The following is a 23,049-nucleotide window of genomic DNA, read 5'->3' as shown; positions in this document are numbered from 1 at the left end:
TCAGGCACAAAAAAACGGCACCTATACAGGTGCCGTTCTTTTTGCTTCATCCCACCTTACTTATGCAGCTCTTCGGCCGCATACAAGGTGTTCTCCAGCAGGCAGGCGCGGGTCATCGGCCCGACGCCACCTGGCACTGGGGTGATCCAGCCAGCGCGGGGCAGGGCGGTCTCGTAGACCACATCGCCCACCAGCTTGCCATCTTCCTGACGGTTGATGCCGACGTCGATGACAATCGCGCCTTCCTTGATCCACTCACCTTTGACCAGGCCAGGTTTGCCAGCGGCAACCACCACCAGGTCGGCACGGCCGACGTGGCCAGCCAGGTCCTTGGTGAAGCGGTGAGTGACCGTCACGGTGCAGCCGGCCAGCAGCAGCTCCATGGCCATCGGGCGGCCAACAATGTTGGAGGCGCCGACGACGACCGCATTCATGCCGTACAGGTCCTGACCGGTGCTTTCCAGCAAGGTCATGATGCCCTTTGGCGTGCACGGACGCAGCAGTGGGATACGTTGGGCCAGACGGCCGACGTTATAAGGATGGAAACCATCGACATCCTTGTCCGGACGAATGCGCTCAAGTAGCAGCGAAGCATCGAGGTGGGCCGGCAGCGGCAGCTGCAGCAGGATGCCGTCGATGTTCGCATCATCATTGAGACGATCGATCAGGTCGGTCAGGTCTTGCTGGGAGGTCTCGCTGGGCAGGTCGAAGGCCTGGGAGATAAAGCCGACTTCTTCACAATCTTTGCGCTTGTGCGAAACATAGACTTGAGAAGCGGGATCGGTGCCGACCAGGATCACTGCCAGGCCTGGAGTACGCAGGCCTTGCTGGCGACGCTCCACGACACGTTGGGCGATCTGCTGGCGCAGGCTGGCGGCGATCGCCTTGCCGTCAATAAGGTGTGCAGTCATGACGCGTGATTAACCATCGAGAGGGAATAAAAAGAGCGCGCATTCTCGCATGAAGGGGGCCGAGGGCAAAGGCGCTTGGTCCGGCTATTCCCCTAAGCCCTTAAATAAAATGAATTTTTTTCAAAAAAGAGTTGACGACCTAACCACTCGTCTATAACATTCGTCGCACTTGTCGGGCAGAGCCTAGCACTGGTTAGCAAGGTCAGGCAGAATGAGCGGATTTGGTAGCTTGTTCGGTACGGCTAAAAGTTAATTTGTAATCGTAACAGAAAGCAGATTAAATATGCGCCCGTAGCTCAGCTGGATAGAGCATCCGCCTTCTAAGCGGATGGTCGCAGGTTCGAGTCCTGCCGGGTGCGCCAATAGGCAGCTTAGGCACAAGTAAAGCGGTAAATGCAATATGGTGGGCGTAGCTCAGTTGGTAGAGCACAGGATTGTGACTCCTGTTGTCGTGGGTTCGATCCCCATCGTCCACCCCATATTCCAAAAGGCGCCCGATGAAAATCTGGCGCCTTTGCTTTAAAAGCTTCACGCGGACGTGGTGAAATTGGTAGACACACTGGATTTAGGTTCCAGCGGCGCAAGCTGTAAGAGTTCGAGTCTCTTCGTCCGCACCATATAAGCTTTCACCGCCCTTCGCTGAGGTGCATGAAAGCCTCGAAAAAGCCGCCTAGTGCGGCTTTTTTCGTTTCTGGGTTTTACAGCTCTTTGGTCCCTGCGCTACGGATGTAGGAGGAGGGCGAAAACTGATACTAATTTTGTTACCAATATAGGCCGCTATTCTTGGCGTGTGCGCTGCCGCAGTGGTTGTCAGTGCAATACCCGTGCTCCTAGAATGCCCGCAAGCCTGCCGTCGGCAGGGCTCAGTCATTCGGATTTCAAATCCATCCTCACTGGTTAGACTCCGACCTCGATCAGCACGATTGCAGCCTCGCTGCCTTAAAGCGTTGCAGCGCAATTGTGCTTATTTGTACCAACGCCATTGGGCCTCATCGGGTGCTGAGCTTTGGTCGCAGACCTTTTGGGCTAAATAGATTTATGCGTTCGAATCAACTCCTGTATCTGCTGTACGGCGACAAGGCATCCTATCGTCACGAAGCAAAATTCAGCATCTTGTCGGCGCTTCGTCATAGGCGGGATGCGCACAGTTTCACGGTCACTGTGATGACCGATCAGCCAGCCGAGTTCGCTGGCTGGCCAGTTGACGTAGTGCCATTGGATGCGCAGACGCTGGCCGCCTGGGTCGGAGCCGGTGGCTACCATCACCGGCGTAAAGCCTGTGCGATCCAGGCGGGGGCGCAGCTCGCCGAAACGACCATATTCATTGATACCGATACCGTGTTTGTCAAAGATCCGGCAGCGCTGTTTGGGCGAGTCAGTGAGGACCGGTTCCTGATGGATGAGTTCGAAATGCTGTGGGCCGAGGCCTCTCAGCGTAATGAGTATGAGGTGTTTGCCCTGGAGTTGGCCCAGTACAATCAGCTGCCTGTCCCTGGCCTGCGCCTGTTCAATAGTGGTGTGTGCGGGCTAACTCGGTCGAACGCCCACCTGTTTGCTGACGTCATCGCGCTGATTGATCGTTGGGCGCACCATGGTCAGATGCTGTTTACGCTTGAACAGGTCGTCGTTTCCATGGTCCTGCGTGATAAAAAGGTAGTGGAGGCAAACGACTGTGTTCATCACTACTATGCCGTCAAGCGTTTTTACCACGCCATGCTCGAGGTGTTTTTTGAGCGCCATGGCGAAGTTTTTCGCGATGAATTGCTTGGTTTGAGTGACCAGGTGCCGAATAGGCTTCCTCGTAACTCGCTGGCAGACCGCCTGCGTATGAAGTGGGTGTTGAGAGGGTGTGGTGCGGCGTCTCGAAAGGTTGCGAAGTTCTATTTTCTGGGGAAGAACACAAAGCATTGTGCCTATCTTGGCGCGTGTCGGTCGCTCTGGTGGGAGAAAGCCCTGGAGGAACTCAAGGTGCTGGAGGCGGAGCCTCGTTATCTGAATGCGCTCAGATCGTTCTGGCGGCGGGATCACGCGTTTTTGGCCTTCGCAGCCGAAAGGAATGTTCGGGTGTTGGTGTAGCGTTCAATGCATTTTGGGTGTTCTGTGCCATGGTGCCGGTGTGCTCAGTGTTAAATGAAAAGGGTCCGTGCTTGCTCGCTTGCAGCTTCTGGGCGCTGTGCGCTGGTGACAAAGGGTCAAAAGCTGATAGATTTCAGCCGGTTGAGACCGTTGCTAACGGCAAGGTAGTGAGGACAGCTTCATGATTTCCAAAGAACACCAGGCCAGCGCGCTGCAGCGCTTTGCTGCAGCCAATCCGCAGCTTCTTGAAGAAATTGCCGGGCTCAGTGCGCATGAGCAGCAACAGCAGCTTGAGTGGGCGTTCGAAGATGCTGCACAAGAGCAGGGGCTTGAGCCTTGGGAGCTGACCCTGCAACTGATTGCCAGTTCTGACGATGAGCTCAAGGCCATGCGCCTCGACGTGCATCGGGAAGTGGCTCAGGCGCTGGGCATGGAGTGGGAAGAGTATTGTAGTTTTAACGAGATCGACGACGTGGCGCCCTGAGTGTCGGCCTTCGATTTCGTAGTGGTTTGACAAGTATTTCTGGCTGCCTGGTGCCGGGCTCGCCGTCTTCATCGAAGGTGGCGTGCAGGCCTTGGGTGGCGGGTCTTGAGCGTCTCTGGGCGAGGTTTTTGCCAGGGGCTGTAAATGAAATGGACCGGCGTACTTTCCCGTCGTCTTGAACGGGGTGACTTCTGGTCTTTGAGCCACTAGAATGCTTGCCCTTGATTCTGGAGTCGGGTATCGCCGGCTAACGTCTGTGCAACGAGGAATATCCATGCAAGTTTCTGTTGAAAATACTTCTGCTCTCGAGCGTCGCATGACCATCGCCGTTCCGGCCGAGCGCGTTGAGACCGAAGTCAACAAGCGTCTGCAGCAGACTGCCCGTCGCGCCAAGGTTCCAGGCTTCCGTCCTGGCAAAGTGCCGATGAGCGTGATCCGTCAGCGTTATGAAGATGCTGCCCGTCAGGAAGCCTTCGGCGATCTGGTTCAGGCTTCCTTCTACGAAGCCGTGGTTGAGCAGAAGCTGAACCCGGCTGGCGCTCCTGCTGTCGAGCCTAAGTCGTTCGAAAAGGGCAAGGACCTGGAATACGTCGCTACCTTCGAAGTATTCCCTGAGTTTACCGTTGCCGGTTTCGACTCGATCGCTGTCGAGCGCCTGAGCGCCGAAGTGGCCGACGCCGACCTGGACAACATGCTGGAAGTGCTGCGCAAGCAGAACGTTCGTTTCGAAGCCGCTGACCGCGCTGCCCAGAACGAAGACCAGCTGAACATCGATTTCGTTGGCAAGGTCGACGGTGAAGTGTTCGCTGGTGGTTCGGCCAAAGGCACTCAGCTGGTGCTGGGCTCCGGCCGCATGATCCCGGGCTTCGAAGAAGGTCTGGTAGGCGCCAAGGCGGGTGAAGAGCGCGTTCTGAACCTGACCTTCCCTGAGGACTACCAGAACCTGGACCTGGCTGGCAAAGCCGCCGAGTTCACCGTTACCGTCAACAGCGTTTCCGAGCCTAAGCTGCCAGAGCTGACCGAAGAGTTCTTCGCCCAGTTCGGTATCAAGGAAAGCGGCATCGACGGTTTCCGTTCCGAAGTTCGCAAGAACATGGAACGTGAACTGCGTCAGGCGATCAAGACCAAGGTCAAGAACCAGGTAATGGACGGCCTGCTGGCTGCCAACCCGATCGAAGTGCCAAAGGCACTGCTGGAAAACGAAGTGAACCGCCTGCGCGTTCAAGCCGTTCAGCAGTTCGGTGGCAACATCAAGCCTGAGCAACTGCCGGCTGAATTGTTCGAAGAGCAAGCCAAGCGCCGTGTCGTGCTGGGCCTGATCGTTGCCGAAGTGGTCAAGCAAAATGACCTGAAGCCAGACGAAGCCCGCGTTCGTGAAATGATCCAGGAAATGGCCTCGGCTTACCAAGAGCCTGAGCAGGTCGTCGCTTGGTACTACAAGAACGACCAGCAGCTGAACGAAGTGCGTTCGGTTGTGCTGGAAGAACAAGTTGTGGATACTGTTCTGCAGAAAGCGACTGTGACCGACAAATCGGTCTCGTACGAAGAAGCTATCAAGCCAGCACAGGCTCCTGCCGCTGACTGATTTCCTTCTCTCGTAGGAAAACACCACAAGCCAGCCTTCGAGCTGGCTTGTGCGTATTCAAGACATGACTATTTGGGAGTGAGTGCAGGACATGTCCCGCAATTCTTATTATCAGCAGAGCTCTGACATCCAGGCCGCAGGCGGCCTGGTCCCGATGGTTATCGAGCAATCCGCTCGTGGCGAACGTGCCTATGACATCTACTCGCGCCTTCTCAAGGAGCGGGTGATCTTCCTGGTCGGCCCGGTAGAGGACTACATGGCCAACCTGATCGCGGCGCAATTGCTGTTCCTTGAAGCGGAAAACCCGGACAAGGATATCCATCTTTACATCAACTCGCCGGGTGGTTCGGTGACTGCGGGCATGTCGATCTATGACACCATGCAGTTCATCAAACCAGACGTTTCCACCACCTGTATCGGTCAGGCCTGCTCCATGGGTGCCTTCCTGCTCGCTGCCGGTGCCAAGGGCAAGCGTCACTGCCTGCCGAACTCGCGGGTAATGATTCACCAGCCACTGGGTGGTTTCCAGGGCCAGGCGACCGATATTGAAATCCACGCCAAGGAAATCCTCTCCATCAAGTCGCGCTTGAACGAGCTGCTGGCCTACCACACCGGTCAAGAGCTGGAAACCATCAAACGTGACACTGAACGCGACAATTTCATGAGCGCGCAACGTGCCGCCGAGTACGGTCTGATCGACTCGGTACACGACAAGCGGCAAATGGCTGTCTGATAAGGCACCAAAGCAGGTGGTTGGGCGTTCCCGCCACCTGTGGACTTGAAAAAGCCCGCAATTGCCTTCATCTTGTGTTGCAAGCCTACCGGATTGGATCGATCGAATGACTGACACCCGTAACGGCGAGGACAACGGCAAATTGCTCTATTGCTCCTTCTGCGGCAAAAGCCAGCATGAAGTACGCAAGTTGATTGCCGGCCCCTCGGTATTTATCTGCGACGAGTGCGTCGACCTGTGCAATGACATCATCCGTGAGGAGGTGCAGGAAGCCCAGGCCGAGAGCAGCGCGCATAAACTGCCTTCGCCGAAAGAAATCAGCACCATCCTGGACCAGTATGTTATTGGTCAGGAACGTGCGAAAAAGGTCCTGGCCGTAGCGGTGTACAACCACTACAAGCGCCTGAACCAACGCGACAAGAAGAACGACGATGTCGAGCTCGGCAAGAGTAATATCCTGCTGATCGGTCCGACGGGCTCGGGTAAAACCCTGCTCGCCGAAACCCTCGCACGTCTGTTGAATGTACCGTTCACCATCGCCGATGCCACCACCCTGACCGAAGCCGGTTATGTCGGTGAAGACGTCGAGAACATCATTCAGAAACTGCTGCAAAAGTGCGACTACGATGTGGAAAAAGCCCAGATGGGCATTGTCTATATCGACGAAATCGACAAGATCTCGCGTAAGTCGGACAACCCGTCGATCACCCGTGACGTTTCGGGTGAAGGCGTGCAGCAGGCACTGCTCAAGCTGATCGAGGGCACGGTTGCCTCGGTGCCGCCGCAAGGTGGCCGTAAGCATCCGCAGCAGGAATTCCTGCAAGTCGATACGCGTAACATTTTGTTTATCTGTGGCGGTGCCTTCTCGGGCCTGGAAAAGGTCATCCAGAACCGTTCCACCCGCGGCGGCATCGGCTTTGGTGCCGAAGTGCGCAGCAAGGAGGAGGGCAAGAAGGTTGGCGAATCGCTGCGTGAGGTCGAGCCTGACGATCTGGTCAAGTTCGGTCTGATTCCGGAATTCGTCGGTCGTCTGCCGGTGCTGGCAACCCTCGATGAGCTCGACGAAGCTGCCTTGATGCAGATTCTCACCGAGCCGAAGAATGCCCTCACCAAGCAGTACGCCAAGCTGTTCGAGATGGAAGGTGTGGACCTGGAGTTCCGTAGCGATGCGCTCAAGTCCGTGGCCCGCAAGGCCCTGGAGCGCAAAACCGGTGCCCGTGGCCTGCGTTCGATCCTCGAAGGCATCCTGCTTGATACCATGTATGAGATCCCTTCGCAGAAGGATGTCAGCAAGGTAGTGATCGACGAGAGCGTCATCGATGGCTCTTCGCAGCCGCTGTTGATCTACGAAAACAGCGAGCCGCAAGCCAAAGTTGCACCCGACGTCTGAGTCGCCAAGCGGCTCGAAAACGCAAGGGGCCTTCGGGCCCCTTTGCTTTTCCTGTCGTAGAGCTTGTTTTTTTGCGGGGCTGCCCCCACATTAACTCCACGCTCAAATTCCACCGGTTTCCGGCCACAAGGCCGCTGTAGAGGCGAAATCATGAAGACCACCCTCGACTTGCCTCTTTTGCCATTGCGCGATGTCGTCGTCTATCCGCACATGGTTATCCCACTGTTCGTGGGGCGCGAGAAGTCCATCGAAGCCCTCGAGGCCGCAATGACGGGCGAGAAGCAGATCCTCCTGCTGGCCCAGAAGAACCCCGCTGATGACGATCCAGGCGAAGACGCCCTGTACCGTGTCGGTACCATTGCCACTGTCCTGCAACTGCTGAAACTGCCCGATGGCACCGTCAAGGTCCTGGTCGAGGGCGAGCAGCGTGGTGCAGTCGAGCGTTTCAACGAAGTCGATGGCCATATTCGTGCCGAGGTTTCGCTGATTGACGAGTCGCAGACCGCCGAGCGCGAGTCTGAAGTCTTCGTTCGTAGCTTGTTGTCACAATTTGAACAATACGTTCAGCTGGGCAAAAAAGTCCCGGCTGAAGTCCTCTCGTCGCTCAACAGCATCGACGAGCCAGGGCGCCTGGTCGATACCATGGCCGCGCACATGGCGCTGAAAATCGAGCAGAAGCAGGAAATCCTCGAAATTCTCGATCTGGCCACCCGTGTTGAGCACGTCATGGCCTTGCTGGATGCTGAAATTGACCTGCTGCAGGTCGAGAAGCGCATCCGCGGACGGGTCAAAAAGCAAATGGAGCGCAGCCAGCGCGAGTACTACCTGAATGAGCAAATGAAGGCCATTCAGAAAGAACTCGGCGACAGCGAAGAAGGCCATAACGAAGTCGAAGAGCTGAAAAAGCGTCTCGACGCCGCGGGTCTGCCAAAAGATGCCTATGCCAAGGCTCAGGCCGAGCTGAACAAGCTCAAGCAAATGTCGCCGATGTCGGCTGAGGCCACTGTCGTACGTTCGTATCTGGACTGGCTGGTTCAGGTGCCGTGGAAGGCCCAGAGCAAGGTGCGCCTGGACCTGGCCAAGGCAGAAGAGATTCTCGACGCTGACCATTACGGCCTGGAAGAGGTCAAGGAACGCATCCTTGAATACCTCGCCGTGCAGAAGCGGGTGAAGAAAATCCGTGGTCCTGTACTGTGCCTGGTCGGTCCTCCGGGTGTGGGTAAAACCTCCCTGGCAGAATCCATCGCCAGTGCGACCAATCGCAAGTTTGTGCGCATGGCCTTGGGTGGTGTGCGTGACGAAGCCGAGATCCGTGGTCACCGGCGTACCTACATCGGCTCGATGCCGGGTCGCCTGATTCAGAAAATGACCAAGGTTGGTGTTCGCAACCCGTTGTTCTTGCTCGATGAAATCGACAAGATGGGCAGCGACATGCGTGGCGACCCGGCGTCGGCGTTGCTTGAGGTGCTCGATCCCGAGCAGAATCACAACTTCAACGATCACTATCTGGAAGTCGATTACGACCTTTCCGATGTGATGTTCCTCTGCACCTCCAACTCGATGAATATCCCGCCAGCGTTGCTGGACCGGATGGAAGTCATCCGTCTGCCGGGCTACACCGAAGACGAGAAGATCAACATCGCGGTCAAGTACCTGACACCTAAGCAGATCAAGGCCAACGGCCTGAAAAAGGGTGAGCTGGAAGTCGACGTCACGGCCATCCGTGACATCATCCGCTACTACACCCGTGAAGCCGGTGTACGGGGCCTGGAACGCCAGATTGCCAAGGTCTGCCGCAAGGTGGTCAAAGAGCATGCTGGCCTCAAGCAGGTGGCCGTCAAGGTCACTGGTGAGCAGCTGGAGCACTTCCTTGGAGTGCGCAAGTTCCGGTATGGCTTGGCCGAACAGCAGGATCAGGTCGGTCAGGTTACCGGTCTGGCCTGGACCCAGGTCGGTGGTGAGTTGCTGACCATTGAAGCCGCTGTGATTCCGGGTAAAGGTCAATTGATCAAGACCGGCTCTCTGGGCGATGTCATGGTCGAGTCGATTACCGCAGCGCAGACCGTTGTCCGTAGCCGGGCGAGAAGCTTGGGTATCCCGGCTGACTTCCACGAGAAGCGCGACACCCACATCCACATGCCCGAAGGGGCGACGCCCAAGGATGGTCCAAGTGCCGGTATCGGCATGTGCACTGCCCTGGTCTCGGCCCTGACGCAGATTCCAGTGCGCGCGGATGTCGCCATGACCGGTGAAATCACCTTGCGTGGACAGGTGTTGGCTATCGGCGGTTTGAAAGAGAAACTGCTGGCCGCGCACCGTGGTGGGATCAAGACTGTGATCATTCCTGAAGAGAATGTGCGCGATTTGAAGGAAATTCCTGAGAATATTAAGCAGGATCTTCAGATTAAACCGGTCAAATGGATTGACGAAGTCCTCCAAATTGCGCTGCAATACGCCCCGGAGCCCTTGCCAGATGTGGCTCCCGAGATTGTCGCCAAGGATGAAAAGCGCGACAGCGATTCCAAGGAAAGAATTAGCACGCATTAGTACGTATTTGGCTGGGGGGCTTTCTTGACAGTATTTTCAGGCCCTTGTTATAAAGCGGCACTTAAGCGTCATTAGGCCACCCAGCGCTCGTTTAGCTTTTCATTACATACTTAGAAACAAACTCAATAGAGATATAAGGGGACTTAGAGTGAACAAGTCGGAACTGATTGACGCTATCGCCGCATCTGCTGATATTTCGAAAGCGAGCGCTGGCAAAGCGCTGGACGCAGTAATCGAATCCGTCACCGGCGCCCTGAAGGCAGGTGATTCCGTGGTACTGGTAGGTTTCGGTACCTTCTCCGTCACCGATCGCCCAGCTCGCACCGGCCGCAACCCGCAAACCGGCAAGACTCTGGAAATCCCTGCTGCCAAGAAGCCAGGCTTCAAGGCTGGCAAGGCTCTGAAAGAAGCCGTCAACTAAGACCTTCCTTCAGGCTTACGCCTAACCAAGCCAGGCTCATGCCTGGCTTGGTTGCTGAACCTCGGGAAATGCTTAAAAGCACCTGATGTTTGGCCGGTTACGAGAAGGCGCATCTTCGGATGCGCCTTTCTTCTATGAGGAATCTACCCACGCTCCACGGTTGTTTCATTCAGTACAACCGTTTCTGGGGGACGCATGCTGCAGAATATCAGGGACAATTCACAAGGTTGGATTGCCAAGACCATCATCGGTGTCATCGTAGCCTTGATGGCACTGACCGGCTTCGATGCCATCTTCCAGGCCACCACCAACAGCCAGGACGCTGCCAAGGTCAATGGTGAAACCATTAGCCAGAACGAGCTGAGCCAGGCCGTCGACATGCAACGTCGGCAGTTGATGCAACAGCTGGGCAAGGATTTCGATCCATCGTTGCTCGACGATAAAATGCTGCGCGAAGCGGCACTCAAAGGTTTGATCGACCGCAAGCTGCTGCTTCAGGGCGCTGAAGACGCCAAGTTCGCCTTCTCCGAAGCTGCGCTTGACCAACTGATCCTGCAGACACCTGAGTTTCAGGTTGATGGCAAGTTCAGTGCCGAGCGTTTTGATCAGGTCATTCGCCAGATGGGCTACGGCCGTCTGCAATTCCGCGAAATGCTGGCTCAGGAAATGCTTATCGGACAACTGCGCGCAGGCCTGGCCGGCAGCGGTTTTGTCACCGATGACCAGGTCAATGCGTTTGCCCGCCTGGAGAAGCAGACCCGTGATTTTGCTTCGTTGACCTTCAAAGCTGACCCAGCTGCAGTCAAGGTGACCGACGAACAGATCAAGGTGCACTACGACGCGCACGCCAAAGAGTTCATGAGCCCGGATCAAGTGGTCATTGACTACATTGAACTGAAGAAATCGGCATTCTTCGATCAGGTTACTGTCGATGAAGGCGAGCTCAAGGCACTGTACGAGAAAGAAATCGCGAATCTGGCCGAGCAGCGTCATGCCGCGCACATCCTCATCGAAGTCAACGACAAGGTGAACGAAGCCCAGGCCAAAGCGAAGATCGAAGAGATCCAGCAGCGTCTGGCCAAAGGTGAAGACTTCGCCACCCTGGCCAAGGAATTCTCCCAGGATCCAGGTTCGGCCAATAATGGCGGTGACCTTGGTTACGCCGGGCAGGGCGTCTATGACCCAGCCTTCGAAGAGGCGCTGTATGCGCTGAACAAGGATCAGGTATCGGCGCCGGTACGCACTGAGTACGGATTCCACCTGATCAAGCTGCTGGATGTACAGGCCCCTGAAGTGCCGACGTTCGCCAGCCTCAAGGACAAGCTGACCCGTGAGCTGAAGACCCAGCAGGTTGAACAGCGCTTTGTCGAAGTGACCAAGCAGCTGGAAGACGCTGCATTCGAAGCGTCCGATCTGGCTCAGCCAGCCCAAGAACTGGGCCTGAAGGTGCAGACCGCTCCGGCGTTCGGCCGTGAAGGTGGCGAAGGTATCACGGCCAACCGTGCTGTGGTTCAGGCTGCTTTCAGTAAGGAAGTACTGGAAGAGGGCGCCAACAGCACTGCCATCGAGCTGGATCCGGAAACCATCGTGGTACTGCGCGTCAAAGAGCACCGCAAGCCAGAGCAACTGGGTCTGGAGCTGGTCTCCGAAAGCATTCGCAAGCACCTGGCTCAGGAGCAGGCGACTGCTGTTGTGAAAGCCAAGGCTGATGCGCTGATCGCTGGCCTGCGTGACGGCAGTATCGCCGCTGACGCTAGCCAGGAAGGTCAAAGCTGGAAGGTTCAGGAGGCGGTCTCTCGCAGTCAGGAGGGCATCGATCCGGTCGAGCTGCAGGCGGTGTTCCGCATGAGCAAGCCTGAGGCCAAGGACAAGCCGGTCTACAGCAGTGTTGCCCTCAATGATGGCAGCTTGGTTGTACTGCGCCTGAATGGTGTCAACGAAGGTGCTTCGGCTACCGACGAAGAGAAAGCGACCTATCGCCGCTTCCTCGCGTCGCGTGCGGGTCAGCAGGACTTTGCTGCTTACCGCAAGCAGCTGGAAGCCAAAGCGGATATCACTCGCTACTGAGTGATCCGTGCTTGAAACAGAAAAGGCCGCGTAAGCGGCCTTTTTTGTGGCGACGGGGCAACCTTGGCTGCCCCGTTGTAGCCGCTGCCGTGAGGCTGCGATCGGGCCAGGGGCGCTACGCGCCCCATCGCCAGCTCCCACATTAACTAGGTGACAGACAGTTGCTCCTACCGCGTGGCAGGGGCCAGGAAGGCGGCTTCGAGCAACTGCCGGGTATAGGCATGTTGCGGTGCAGCAAAGATATCCGCTGCGGCACCTTGTTCCACCACCTTGCCTTGCTTGACCACCATCAACTGATGGCTCAAGGCTTTGACCACCGCGAGGTCATGGCTGATGAACAGGTAGGTCAGGTTGTACTTGCTCTGCAGTGAGCGCAACAGCTCGACCACTTGTCGTTGCACCGTGCGGTCCAGGGCCGAGGTGGGTTCGTCCAGGAGGATCAGCGCCGGTTTGAGCACAAGGGCCCTGGCGATGGCGATGCGCTGGCGCTGGCCACCGGAAAACTCATGGGGATAGCGATGGCGGGCCTGAGGGTCCAGGCCTACTTCCTGCAAGGCGGCAATGATTGCTTGCTCTTGTTCGGCTGCTGTGCCCATGCGATGAATGCGCAGGCCTTCGCCAACGATGTCACTGACGCACATGCGCGGGCTGAGGCTGCCGAAGGGATCCTGGAAGACCACCTGCATTTGCCGCCGCAAGGGGCGTACCTGTTGTTGATTCAAACCTTCAAGGGCGGTGCCCTGAAAGCGAATGGCGCCCTGGCTGCCCAGCAGCCGCAGGATTGCCAGGCCCAGGGTGGATTTGCCCGAGCCGCTTTCACCGACGATGCCCAAGGTCTGTCCCTGAGGCAGGCTGAAGTTGATGCCGTCGACCGCCTTGACGTGATCGACGGTGCGCCGCAGTAGCCCCTTTTTGATCGGGAACCAGACGCGCAAGTCTTCAACCTCAAGCATCGGCTTACCTGCCGGGTTGTCGGCGGGGCCGCCGCTGGGCTCGGCACCTAGAAGCATCTGCGTGTAGGCATGTTTGGGGCTGTGGAACAGCGTCGCGCAGTCGGCCTGTTCGACGATGCAGCCGCGCTGCATCACACATACCCGATGCGCGACGCGCTTGACCAGATTCAGGTCATGACTAATCAGCAGCAGCGACATGCCCAGGCGTGCCTGCAGCGACTTGAGCAATTCAAGGATCTTCAGCTGGACGGTGACGTCCAGTGCCGTGGTCGGTTCGTCGGCAATTAGTAGCTCCGGTTCGTTCGCCAATGCCATGGCGATCATTACTCGCTGTCGCTGGCCTCCTGAGAGCTCGTGTGGCAACGCTTTGAGGCGTTTGTGTGGCTCAGGGATGCCTACCAGGTCAAGCAGCTCCAGCGTGCGTGCAGTGGCCTCCTTGCCGCGCAGGCCTTTGTGCAATAGCAGGATCTCGTTGATCTGCTTTTCGATGTTGTGCAGCGGGTTGAGCGACGTCATCGGCTCCTGAAAGATCATCGCGATGCGGTTGCCACGAATGCCGCGCATCTGCTTTTCATCCAGGGTCAGTAGGTCGCGCCCTTCGTAATGAATGGTCCCGGACGGGTGACGGGCCAGCGGGTAGGGCAAAAGGCGCAGAATCGAATGGGCGGTCACTGACTTGCCTGAACCGCTCTCGCCGACCAAAGCCAGGGTTTCGCCACGGCGAATGTCGAAGCTGATGCCTTCGACCACGCGCTGGACCTGATCACCTGAGGTGAACTCGACAGCCAGGTCGCGCACTTCGATCAAGGTTTCGTTGCTCATTTTATTTCCTCGGGTCGAAGGCATCGCGGGCGGATTCACCAATAAACACCAGTAGGCTGAGCATCAGCGCCAGTACGGCAAAGGCACTGATACCCAGCCACGGCGCTTGCAGGTTGGACTTGCCTTGAGCCACCAGCTCACCCAGAGATGGCGCGCCGGGCGGCAAGCCGAAGCCGAGGAAGTCCAGGGCGGTCAGGGTGCCAATGGCGCCGGTGAGGATGAACGGCATGAAGGTCATGGTCGAGATCATGGCGTTGGGCAGGATATGCCGGAACATGATCGGACCGTCCTGCATACCCAGGGCACGTGCTGCACGGACATACTCGAGGTTGCGCCCACGCAGAAATTCAGCGCGCACGACATCCACCAGGCTCATCCAGGAAAACAGCAGCATGATCCCCAGTAGCCACCAGAAGTTCGGTTGGACGAAGCTGGCGAGGATGATCAGCAGGTACAGCACTGGCAGGCCCGACCAGATCTCCAGGAAGCGTTGCCCGGCCAGATCCACCCAGCCGCCATAGAACCCCTGCAGGGCGCCCGCCAGCACGCCGATGATCGAGCTGAGAATGGTCAGGGTCAGGGCGAACAGCACTGAGATGCGAAAGCCGTAAATGACCCGGGCGAGCACGTCACGGCCCTGGTCGTCGGTACCCAGCCAGTTCTGCGTCGAGGGGGGCGCAGGGGCGGGGACCTTGAGGTCGTAGTTGATGCTCTGGTAGCTGAATGGGATCGGCGCCCACAGCACCCAGCTGTCCTTGGCGGCCAGCAATTCACGGATGTAGGGGCTCTTGTAGTTGGCCTCCAGTGGAAATTCGCCGCCGAAGGTGGTTTCCGGGTAGCGCTTGAGCGCCGGGAAATACCATTCGCCGTCGTAACGCACGGCCAAGGGCTTGTCGTTGGCGATCAGTTCGGCGCCCAGGCTTAGGCCAAACAGGATCAGGAACAGCCATAACGACCACCAGCCACGGCGGTTGGCCTTGAAGCGCTCGAAGCGTCGACGGTTGAGCGGGGACAGGTTCATATCAGTGCTCCCTGCTGCCGAAATCAATACGTGGATCGACCAGGGTGTAGGTCAGGTCGCCGATCAGTTTCACCACCAGGCCCAGCAGGGTGAAGATGAACAAGGTGCCGAAAACCACCGGGTAGTCGCGATTGATGGCGGCCTCAAAACTCATCAGGCCGAGGCCGTCAAGGGAGAAGATCACCTCGATCAGCAGCGAGCCGGTAAAGAAAATGCCGATGAAGGCCGACGGAAAACCGGCGATGACCAGCAGCATGGCGTTGCGAAACACATGGCCATACAGCACCCGGTTCGGGCTCAGACCCTTGGCCTTGGCGGTGACCACATACTGCTTGTTGATCTCATCGAGGAAGCTGTTCTTGGTCAGCAAGGTCATGGTGGCAAAGTTGCCGATTACCAGAGCGGTAACGGGCAGGACCAGGTGCCAGAAGTAGTCGAGGATCTTGCCAGCGGTGCTGAGCTCATCGAAGTTATTCGAGGTCAGCCCGCGCAACGGGAACCAATCCAGGTAGCTTCCACCGGCGAACAGGACGATCAGCAAAATAGCGAACAGAAACGCCGGAATCGCATAGCCGATGATGATTGCCGAACTGGTCCAGACATCGAAATGGCTGCCGTGGCGGGTGGCTTTGGCGATGCCCAGAGGGATCGACACCAGGTACATGATCAGCGTGCTCCACAACCCCAGGGAGATCGACACCGGCATCTTCTCGATGATCAGGTCGATAACCTTGGCATCACGAAAGAAACTGTCGCCAAAATCCAGGTGGGCGTAGTTCTTGATCATGATCCACAGACGTTCCGGCGCCGACTTGTCGAAGCCATACATCTTTTCGATTTCTTTGATCAGGGCCGGGTCCAGGCCTTGAGCGCCGCGGTAGTTGGAGCCGGCTACCGACACTTCGGCGCCACCACCGGCGATACGGCTGGTGGCGCCTTCGAAGCCCTCGAGCTTGGCGATCATCTGCTCGACCGGGCCGCCAGGAGCGGCCTGGATGATGATGAAGTTGATGACCAGGATGCCGAGCAGCGTCGGAATGATCAGCAGCAAACGGCGAAAGATATAGGCCAGCATACTAGTGCGCCCCTTCGGTTGGCGCAGTGTCTGGCGTCAGTGGCACGGCAGGCTCGACGTCCGGCTTGATCCACCAGGTGTTGATGCCAATGTCGTACTTGGGCGATACCTTGGGATGACCTATGTGGTTCCAGTAGGCGACCCGCCAGGTCTTGATGTGCCAGTTGGGGATCAGGTAGTAGCCCCATTGCAGGACGCGGTCCAAGGCGCGGCAGTGTTCGATCAGGCTCTGACGCGAGTCGGCGTTGATCAGGTCTTCGACCAGGCTGTCGATGGCCGGGTCTTTCAAGCCGATGAAGTTGCGGCTGCCGGGGTTGTCCGCAGCGGCACTCTGCCAGAATTCGCGTTGTTCGTTTCCTGGCGAGTTGGATTGCGGGAAACCGCCGACAATCATGTCGAAATCCCGTGAGCGCAGGCGGTTGATGTATTGCGAGACATCGACGCGGCGGATCACCAGCTCGATGCCCAGGTCAGACAGGTTGCGCTTGAACGGCAGCAACACGCGCTCAAACTCGGTCTGGGCGACGAGAAACTCGATCGATACCGGTTTGCCCTGAGCATCGACCATCTTGTCATCGACAATGCGCCAGCCGGCATCCTGCAGCAGCTTGTAGGCCTTGCGCTGTTGCTCGCGGATCATGCCGCTGCCGTCGGTGACAGGGTTGCTGAAGGCTTGCGTGAAGACGTGCTCGGGGACCTTGCCGCGCAGCGGTTCCAGAATCTTCAGTTCGGCTTCATCCGGCAGCCCGCGGGCGGCCATTTCGGAATTCTCGAAGTAACTGCGGGTGCGGGTATAGGCGCCGTTGAACAGCTGCTTGTTGGTCCATTCGAAGTCCAGCAGCAGGCTCAACGCCTCCCGAACACGCACATCCTGGAACACCGGGCGGCGTATGTTGTAGACAAATCCCTGCATGCCGGTCGGGTTGCCGTTGGGGAGCTCTTCCAGGATCAGGCGCTTTTGCCTCACGGCAGGCACGTCGTAAGCGGTGGCCCAGCTTTTGGCTGCAGTTTCCAGGCGGTAGTCGAACTGACCAGCCTTCAGTGCTTCGAGGGCCACTGAATTGTCGCGGTAGTAGTCGGTGGTCATGACATCGAAGTTGTAGAAACCACGATTGACGGCGAGGTCCTTGCCCCAGTAGTCCTTGACCCTTTCATAGCGGATCGAGCGTCCAGCCTTGACCTCTGCAACCTGGTACGGACCGCTGCCCAGCGGAACTTCCAGGTTGCCCTTGGTGAAGTCACGGCCTTCCCACCAATGCTTGGGCAGCACCGGCAGCTGGCCGAGGATCAGTGGTAACTCGCGGTTGTTATTGTGCTTGAACTTGAACAGGACGCGCTGTGGGTCTTCAGCGATAACCTCGGCAACGTCAGCGTAATAGCCACGAAACAGCGGTGCGCCCTGTTTGATTAAGGTGTTGAAGGTGAACACCACGTCGTCGGCGTGAATCGGGTGGCCATCGTGAAAGCGCGCTTCAGGGCGAAGGTAGAAGCGCACCCAGCTGTTGTCCGGGGCCTTCTCGATCTTGCCGGCCACCAGGCCGTACTCGGTGAAGGGTTCGTCCAGGCTTTGGGTCATCAGGGTGTCATAGATTAGGCCGATGTCGTCGGCCGGAACGCCCTTGTTGATGTACGGGTTTAGGCTGTCGAAGCCGCCGAAACCGGCCTGGCGAAAGGTGCCGCCTTTGGGGGCATCCGGATTGACGTAATCGAAGTGCTTGAAGTTGGCTGGGTACTTGGGCGCTTCGTCATACAGGGTCAGGGCGTGTTGCGGGGCGGCCAGTGCCTGGGCACTCAGACAGGTCAGCAGCAGGGCGCAGGCCTTCAGGGGCAGGCGGGGCAGTGACATCATTGGGTGTTCTCCGAAGGCTTTATCCACCAGCTATTGAGCCCCAGGGTGTAGGGCGGCGTGGTGACGAAGGCGAACCGGTTGCGGTAGGCCAGGCGGTGATTGTCCAGGTACCAGTTGGGAATCATGTAGTGCTGCCAGAGTAGCGTCCGGTCCAGGGCGCGTGCCGCTGCCACTTGTTCATCGCGGCTTTGGGCGGCGAGCAGGGTGTCGAGCAGGTGATCGATCACCGGGTCTTTCACGCCAGCATAGTTCTTGCTGCCTTTGGTCGAGGCCTGGCTTGAGTGAAAGTACAGCCACTGCTCAAGGCCGGGGCTAAGGGTCTGGCTCAGGGTCATCAGAATCATGTCGAAGTCGAACTGGTCCAGACGTTGTTTGTACTGAGCTCGGTCTACGGTGCGCAAGCGCGCGTCGATGCCAATGCTGGCAAGATTTTCGACATAAGGTTGCAGGATCCGCTCCAGGTTCGGATTGACCAGCAACAGTTCAAGTTTCAGCGGCGTGCCGTTGCTATCGAGCAGGCGCTGGCCGTTGAGCTTCCAGCCCGCCTGGGCCAACAGCTTGAGGGCCTGGCGCAGGGTCTGGCGATTGATGCCGCGCCCGTCGGTGTGGCTGACCTTGTAAGGTTCGGTAAACATGGCTGCTGGTAATTGCTCGCGGTAGGGCGCAAGCAATAGCCACTCTTTGCCCACCGGCAGACCGCTGGCGGCAAATTCGCTGTTTGGGTAATAGCTGGTGGCGCGGCGGTAGGCGCTGCTGAACAAGGCGCGGTTGGTCCACTCGAAATCCAGCATCAAACCCAGTGCCTGGCGGACCCTGGCATCGCTGAAGGCTGGGCGGCGGCTGTTCATGAACAGGCCTTGGGTCTGGGTTGGGATCTTGTGCGGGATCTGCGCCTTGATCACCTCGCCACGACGTACTGCCGGGAAGTTGTAGCCGTTGGCCCAGTTCTTGGCCTGGTGCTCGATGTAGATATCGAACTCACCGGCTTTGAACGCTTCGAAGGCCACGGCGCTGTCGCGGTAAAACTCGTACTCGACCCGGGCGAAGTTGTATTTCCCACGGTTAACCGCAAGGTCCTTGCCCCAGTAATCCTTGACCCGCTCGAACACCAGGCGGCGCCCCGGCTGGACCTGGCTGATGCGGTAGGGGCCGCTGCCCAGTGGCGGCTCAAAGGTGGTGGCCTTGAAGTCGCGACCTTTCCAGTAGTGTGCTGGCAGTACCGGCATTTCGCCCAGGCGCAGGATCAGCAAGGGATTGCCGGCACGCTTGAACACGAAGCGAATACGCCGCGGGTTGAGGATGTCGACCCGTTTCACTTCCTGCAGGTTGGTGCGGTAGATCGGGTGACCTTCCTTGAGCAGGGTGCGATAGGAAAACGCCACGTCGCTGGCGGTAATCGGATGGCCGTCATGGAAGCGTGCTTCCGGGCGCAGATTGAACACCACCCAGCTGCGGTCCTCGCTGTACTCCACGGAGCCGGCGATCAGCCCGTAACTCGATGTCGGTTCATCCCCTGAGGGATCGTACTGACCGGTACCGACCATTAACGGCTCATTGAGCTCGGTGACCCCATACTGGAGGAAGTTTGGCGTGGTGACCGGGCTTGAACCCTTGAACGTGTACGGGTTGAGGGTATCGAACGTGCCAAATGCCATGGCACGCAAGGTGCCGCCCTTGGGCGCTTGCGGATTGACCCAGTCGAAATGGGTGAACTTGGCTGAATACTTGAGCGTGCCGAACTGGGCGTAACCATGGCTTTCGCTGATTGTGGCGCCCGCGGGAAAGCTCAAGACCAGGCTGAATGACAGCAACAGGAGGGGACGTATCAAGTCGGCGATCCGATCCAGGCGGCTTGGGCTTTGTTCCAGCTACAGTAACAGCTTGTATCGGCTGGAAAAAGAGGTCCGCCAGGACGGTGAGGCTGGCTCCGGCTTATCGCACGGAGCCTGTTGCTTAGTGCGGGAGGTAAACGGTCAGGGTCTGGCCTGGCTTGAGGGCGTGACCACTACGAGGATTCCAGCGTTTGAGGTGCTGCATCTCGACGTTGAAACGCTTGGCCACCGCGTACAGGGAGTCGCCTTTGCGTACCTTGTACTGCGTGGATTTTTTCTGGTTTTTGCCGACTGGCTGGGCGCTTTGCATGACCAGGGTCTGGCCGGCCTTGAGGCTATGGCCCGACAATTTGTTCCAGCGCTGCAGGTCTTTGACGCTGACCTTGTTGGCCTTGGCGATGCTGCCCAGGTTGTCGCCGTGCTTGACCCGGTAGCGGCTGCTGCGGGTGGTCGTGGTGCGTGGTGCGGCCTCGGCCAGTGCTGCTTCGAACACGGCTTTTTTCGGCTGCAACGACAGCAGTTCATCCGGCTTCATGTTCGACAGGCTGGCCGTCAGCAGCTGCGCCTTGGCAGTCGGCACCAGCAGTTGCTGCGGGCCATCAACCGTCATGCGCTTCTTGAACGCCGGGTTGAGCTGCAGCATCTCGTCTTCATCAATCTCGGCCAGAGCGGCTACACGCGACAGGTCCAGGCGATCCTTGATGGCGACGGCTTCGAAATAGGGTTCGTTGGCAATCGGGTTGAGGTTTATGCCGTACGCTTGCGGCGTCATGACCACCTGTGACAGGGCCAGAAGCTTGGGCACATAGTTACGGGTTTCCTGCGGCAGCGGCAGGTTCCAGTAGTCGGTCGGCAAACCCAGTCGTTCGTTGCGTTCGATCGCCCGGCTGACCGTGCCTTCGCCAGCGTTATAGGCCGCCAGCGCCAGCAGCCAGTCGCCATTGAACATGTCGTGCAGGCGCGACAGGTAGTTGAGGGCGGCGTTGGTCGAGGCGGTAATGTCACGGCGACCGTCGTAGAAGCTGGTCTGGCGCAGGTTGAAGTGACGGCCGGTGGACGGGATGAACTGCCACAACCCTACGGCATGGGCCCGGGAGTAAGCCATCGGGTTGTAGGCGCTTTCGATTGCCGGCAGCAGCGCTAGCTCCAGCGGCATGTTGCGCTCTTCGAGGCGCTCGACGATGTAATGGATGTACAGGCTGCCACGGTCGCCAGCGGTTTCCAGGAAGGAGGGGTTGCTGGCGAACCACAGGCGTTGCTGTTCGATGCGCGGGTTGACGGCCATGTCGTCTTGCAGGGCGAAGCCTTGGCGCATGCGCTCCCAGACATCCTGGGGCTCCTGCTCGGCTTGTTTGACCGGGACGATCAGCGGCTTTTGCTTCATCCGAGCCTGGTAGTTGTGCGCGCGAACGCTCTCGGATTCGTCGAGCTGACGGGTGCTCTGGCAGCCCACCAGGGTGGCGGCCAGGGCCAGCGCACTGGCTTGGACCAGGCGCGTCAGGGCGACGGAATTGAAGGTTCTGCGGCTATTCGACGACATTGGCTGGGACAAAGTTCCGGGCAAAAATGTCGGGCGATTCTAGAAAGCAGCCCCCCTGCGGTCAACCTTTGAGAACTTCCAGGTCCTAGCAGGCGCTGTTTAGAACCTGTCCTTCCAAGCCCGTAACCCAGCAAAAACAGTACTTGGCGTAGGGTTTATAAGGGTATTCCGTTCGTCTAGTTTTTCTTTAACGGATGTTTCGGAGGTGCGCAAAAAGGGGTTGGTGAGCTTTTCCAGTGCCAGCGTTGATGGCAATGTGATGCGATCGTGCTCGCGAAGGCGGGTAACGTCGTCGAAGCGTTGGGCAATGTCCTGGTTTTCTGGCTCCACCGCTTTGGCAAAACGCAGGTTGCTCAAGGTGTACTCATGGGTGCAGTACACCAGGGTCTGAGGCGGCAGGGCTGCCAGGCGCTCCAGGGAATGGTGCATTTGCTCGGGCGTGCCTTCGAACAACCGGCCGCAGCCTGCGGCGAACAGAGTGTCGCCACTGAACAGCAGCGGAGTAGCGCTTTGCCCGCAATAATAAGCAATGTGTCCCAAGGTGTGTCCGGGTACGGCAATGACCTGGAAATCCAGATCGAGCACGCGCACGCTGGCGTTATCGTCCAGCGCCAGGTCACGGCCGGGGATCGTCTCGTGTACGGGGCCGCATACCCGCGCACCGGTGGCCGCCTTGAGCTGCTCGACACCGCCGACATGGTCGTGGTGATGGTGGGTGACCAGAATGTCGTTCAGTTGCCAGCCTGGATGGGCCTTAAGCCAGGCCAGCACGGGGGCCGCGTCGCCCGGGTCGACCACCGCACAACGCTGGTTGGCAGAATCCTGTAACAACCAGATGTAGTTGTCGCTGAAAGCGGGTAGGGCGTCGATCTGTATCATGGTGCGATTCGCCAAACGTTGGACATGGGTGCATCTTAGTAGCTATGCACGCTGTCGAGAACCTTCAAGGGAGACTGCAATGACCGATCAAGCCTTTGCTCAGGCCGATCCGCAGTGGCTTGAGCTGATCAGCCTGGCCCGCGACTGGTTCGCTGGCCCCCTGGGGCAGTTAATGCTTCATGAGGAGCAACGCCTGCTCGAGGAAGAGTTGGGGCGTTACTTCGGGGGGTACCTGGTGCACTACGGTCCCTGTGCCGAACCACCACCCAAGGCCCCGCAAGTGCAACGCAACGTGCGCCTGGGCGCGCCGTTACCGGGTGTTGAAATTGTCTGCGAAGAGCAGGCCTGGCCCTTGAGCGAACACGCCGCTGATGTCGTGGTATTGCAGCACGGTCTGGATTTCAGCCTGTCGCCCCATGGCCTGCTGCGCGAAGCGGCCAGCAGCGTTCGGCCGGGTGGCCACCTGGTGATCATCGGTATCAATCCGTGGAGCAGTTGGGGGGTGCGCCGTGTGTTCGCCCACGATGCCTTGCGCAAGGCACGTTGCATATCTCCGTCACGGGTAGGCGACTGGCTTAACCTGCTGGGCTTCGCGCTGGAGAAACGACGCTTCGGGTGCTATCGTCCGCCGCTCGCGTCCCCGGCCTGGCAGCAGCGCCTGGCCGGCTGGGAACGGGTTGCCGGCGGTTGGCAAGGCGCCGGCGGCGGTGTCTACCTGCTGGTGGCGCGCAAAATGGTGGTCGGCTTGCGGCCACTGCGTCTGGAGCGCCGTGAGCCAATGGGCAAATTACTGCCTTTGCCGATGGCCAAGGTCAACCGGCGCCATTCCGAACCTTAAGTGCCGGGCCGTTGGGCGCGGTACGC

At 58.4% G+C, this 23,049-nt stretch carries 17 protein-coding genes and 3 tRNA genes; 12 read left to right on the top strand and 8 right to left on the bottom strand.

The annotated features are described in order from the left end of the window. Positions 1 to 56 precede the first annotated feature (56 nt). Positions 57 to 911, bottom strand: a complete 855-nt coding sequence (gene folD / locus CX511_RS17745) for a bifunctional methylenetetrahydrofolate dehydrogenase/methenyltetrahydrofolate cyclohydrolase FolD (RefSeq protein ID WP_045188700.1) — start codon at positions 909 to 911, stop codon at positions 57 to 59. Positions 912 to 1,196: 285 nt separating this feature from the next. Here folD and CX511_RS17740 point away from each other — a divergent pair. The 11 genes from CX511_RS17740 (at position 1,197) to CX511_RS17690 (ending at position 12,214) form a co-directional block, all read left to right on the top strand. Then, positions 1,197 to 1,273: transfer RNA gene (locus CX511_RS17740), tRNA-Arg, on the top strand. Between the two features lie 41 nt (positions 1,274 to 1,314). Then, positions 1,315 to 1,390, top strand: a tRNA-His gene (locus CX511_RS17735). Positions 1,391 to 1,443: 53 nt separating this feature from the next. Then, a tRNA-Leu gene (locus CX511_RS17730) sits at positions 1,444 to 1,528 on the top strand. A gap of 421 nt (positions 1,529 to 1,949) precedes the next feature. Then, positions 1,950 to 2,987: a hypothetical protein gene (locus CX511_RS17725; protein WP_101293133.1), complete on the top strand. Its 1,038-nt coding sequence runs from the start codon at positions 1,950 to 1,952 to the stop codon at positions 2,985 to 2,987. A 181-nt stretch (positions 2,988 to 3,168) separates the two neighbouring features. Next, complete coding sequence (locus CX511_RS17720; RefSeq protein ID WP_045188697.1) at positions 3,169 to 3,471, top strand: DUF6388 family protein; 303 nt, start codon at positions 3,169 to 3,171, stop codon at positions 3,469 to 3,471. 274 nt (positions 3,472 to 3,745) lie between these two features. Next, on the top strand, positions 3,746 to 5,056 hold the full coding sequence (gene tig, locus CX511_RS17715) for a trigger factor (RefSeq protein WP_045188695.1): 1,311 nt from the start codon (positions 3,746 to 3,748) through the stop codon (positions 5,054 to 5,056). Positions 5,057 to 5,147: 91 nt separating this feature from the next. Beyond that, positions 5,148 to 5,789 carry an ATP-dependent Clp endopeptidase proteolytic subunit ClpP gene (clpP, locus tag CX511_RS17710; RefSeq protein ID WP_045188693.1) on the top strand — a complete coding sequence of 214 codons (642 nt, stop codon included), beginning with the start codon at positions 5,148 to 5,150 and terminating at the stop codon, positions 5,787 to 5,789. A 106-nt stretch (positions 5,790 to 5,895) separates the two neighbouring features. Next, positions 5,896 to 7,179 (top strand): ATP-dependent Clp protease ATP-binding subunit ClpX, encoded by a 1,284-nt coding sequence (gene clpX / locus CX511_RS17705; RefSeq protein ID WP_045188690.1) that lies wholly within the window; start codon positions 5,896 to 5,898, stop codon positions 7,177 to 7,179. Between the two features lie 150 nt (positions 7,180 to 7,329). Beyond that, on the top strand, positions 7,330 to 9,726 hold the full coding sequence (gene lon / locus CX511_RS17700) for an endopeptidase La (protein WP_045188687.1): 2,397 nt from the start codon (positions 7,330 to 7,332) through the stop codon (positions 9,724 to 9,726). A 148-nt stretch (positions 9,727 to 9,874) separates the two neighbouring features. Beyond that, complete coding sequence (locus CX511_RS17695; RefSeq protein WP_010224366.1) at positions 9,875 to 10,147, top strand: HU family DNA-binding protein; 273 nt, start codon at positions 9,875 to 9,877, stop codon at positions 10,145 to 10,147. Between the two features lie 195 nt (positions 10,148 to 10,342). Next, positions 10,343 to 12,214, top strand: a complete 1,872-nt coding sequence (locus CX511_RS17690; protein WP_101293132.1) for a SurA N-terminal domain-containing protein — start codon at positions 10,343 to 10,345, stop codon at positions 12,212 to 12,214. 167 nt (positions 12,215 to 12,381) lie between these two features. Here CX511_RS17690 and CX511_RS17685 read toward each other — a convergent pair whose 3' ends face one another. The 7 genes from CX511_RS17685 to gloB form a co-directional block, all read right to left on the bottom strand. Further along, on the bottom strand, positions 12,382 to 13,989 hold the full coding sequence (locus tag CX511_RS17685; RefSeq protein WP_101293131.1) for an ABC transporter ATP-binding protein: 1,608 nt from the start codon (positions 13,987 to 13,989) through the stop codon (positions 12,382 to 12,384). A 1-nt stretch (position 13,990) separates the two neighbouring features. Continuing rightward, entirely contained in the window at positions 13,991 to 15,010 is a 1,020-nt protein-coding gene (locus CX511_RS17680) for an ABC transporter permease (protein WP_045188681.1), read from the bottom strand. Between the two features lies 1 nt (position 15,011). Next, on the bottom strand, positions 15,012 to 16,085 hold the full coding sequence (locus CX511_RS17675; RefSeq protein WP_045188679.1) for a microcin C ABC transporter permease YejB: 1,074 nt from the start codon (positions 16,083 to 16,085) through the stop codon (positions 15,012 to 15,014). Position 16,086: 1 nt separating this feature from the next. Further along, entirely contained in the window at positions 16,087 to 17,934 is a 1,848-nt protein-coding gene (locus CX511_RS17670) for an extracellular solute-binding protein (RefSeq protein ID WP_101293130.1), read from the bottom strand. Further along, positions 17,931 to 19,760, bottom strand: coding sequence for an extracellular solute-binding protein (locus tag CX511_RS17665; protein ID WP_373432779.1), 1,830 nt, complete (start codon positions 19,758 to 19,760; stop codon positions 17,931 to 17,933). Before CX511_RS17665 ends, CX511_RS17670 begins: the two co-directional genes overlap by 4 nt. 127 nt (positions 19,761 to 19,887) lie before the next feature. Beyond that, the gene (locus CX511_RS17660; RefSeq protein WP_045188674.1) at positions 19,888 to 21,306 is read right to left on the bottom strand and encodes a lytic transglycosylase domain-containing protein; all 1,419 of its coding nucleotides are present in this window, start codon (positions 21,304 to 21,306) and stop codon (positions 19,888 to 19,890) included. A gap of 99 nt (positions 21,307 to 21,405) precedes the next feature. Continuing rightward, positions 21,406 to 22,185 carry a hydroxyacylglutathione hydrolase gene (gene gloB, locus CX511_RS17655; protein WP_101293129.1) on the bottom strand — a complete coding sequence of 260 codons (780 nt, stop codon included), beginning with the start codon at positions 22,183 to 22,185 and terminating at the stop codon, positions 21,406 to 21,408. A 79-nt stretch (positions 22,186 to 22,264) separates the two neighbouring features. Between gloB and CX511_RS17650 the strand changes: the two genes are divergently transcribed. Next, the gene (locus CX511_RS17650) at positions 22,265 to 23,023 is read left to right on the top strand and encodes a methyltransferase domain-containing protein (protein ID WP_045188670.1); all 759 of its coding nucleotides are present in this window, start codon (positions 22,265 to 22,267) and stop codon (positions 23,021 to 23,023) included. The last annotated feature ends 26 nt before the right edge of the window (positions 23,024 to 23,049 follow it).

The organism is Pseudomonas sp. S06B 330 (assembly GCF_002845275.2).
GTDB lineage: Bacteria > Pseudomonadota > Gammaproteobacteria > Pseudomonadales > Pseudomonadaceae > Aquipseudomonas.
The sequence above is the reverse complement of the archived record's forward strand: the minus strand, read 5'-3'. Positions and strand labels throughout refer to the sequence as shown.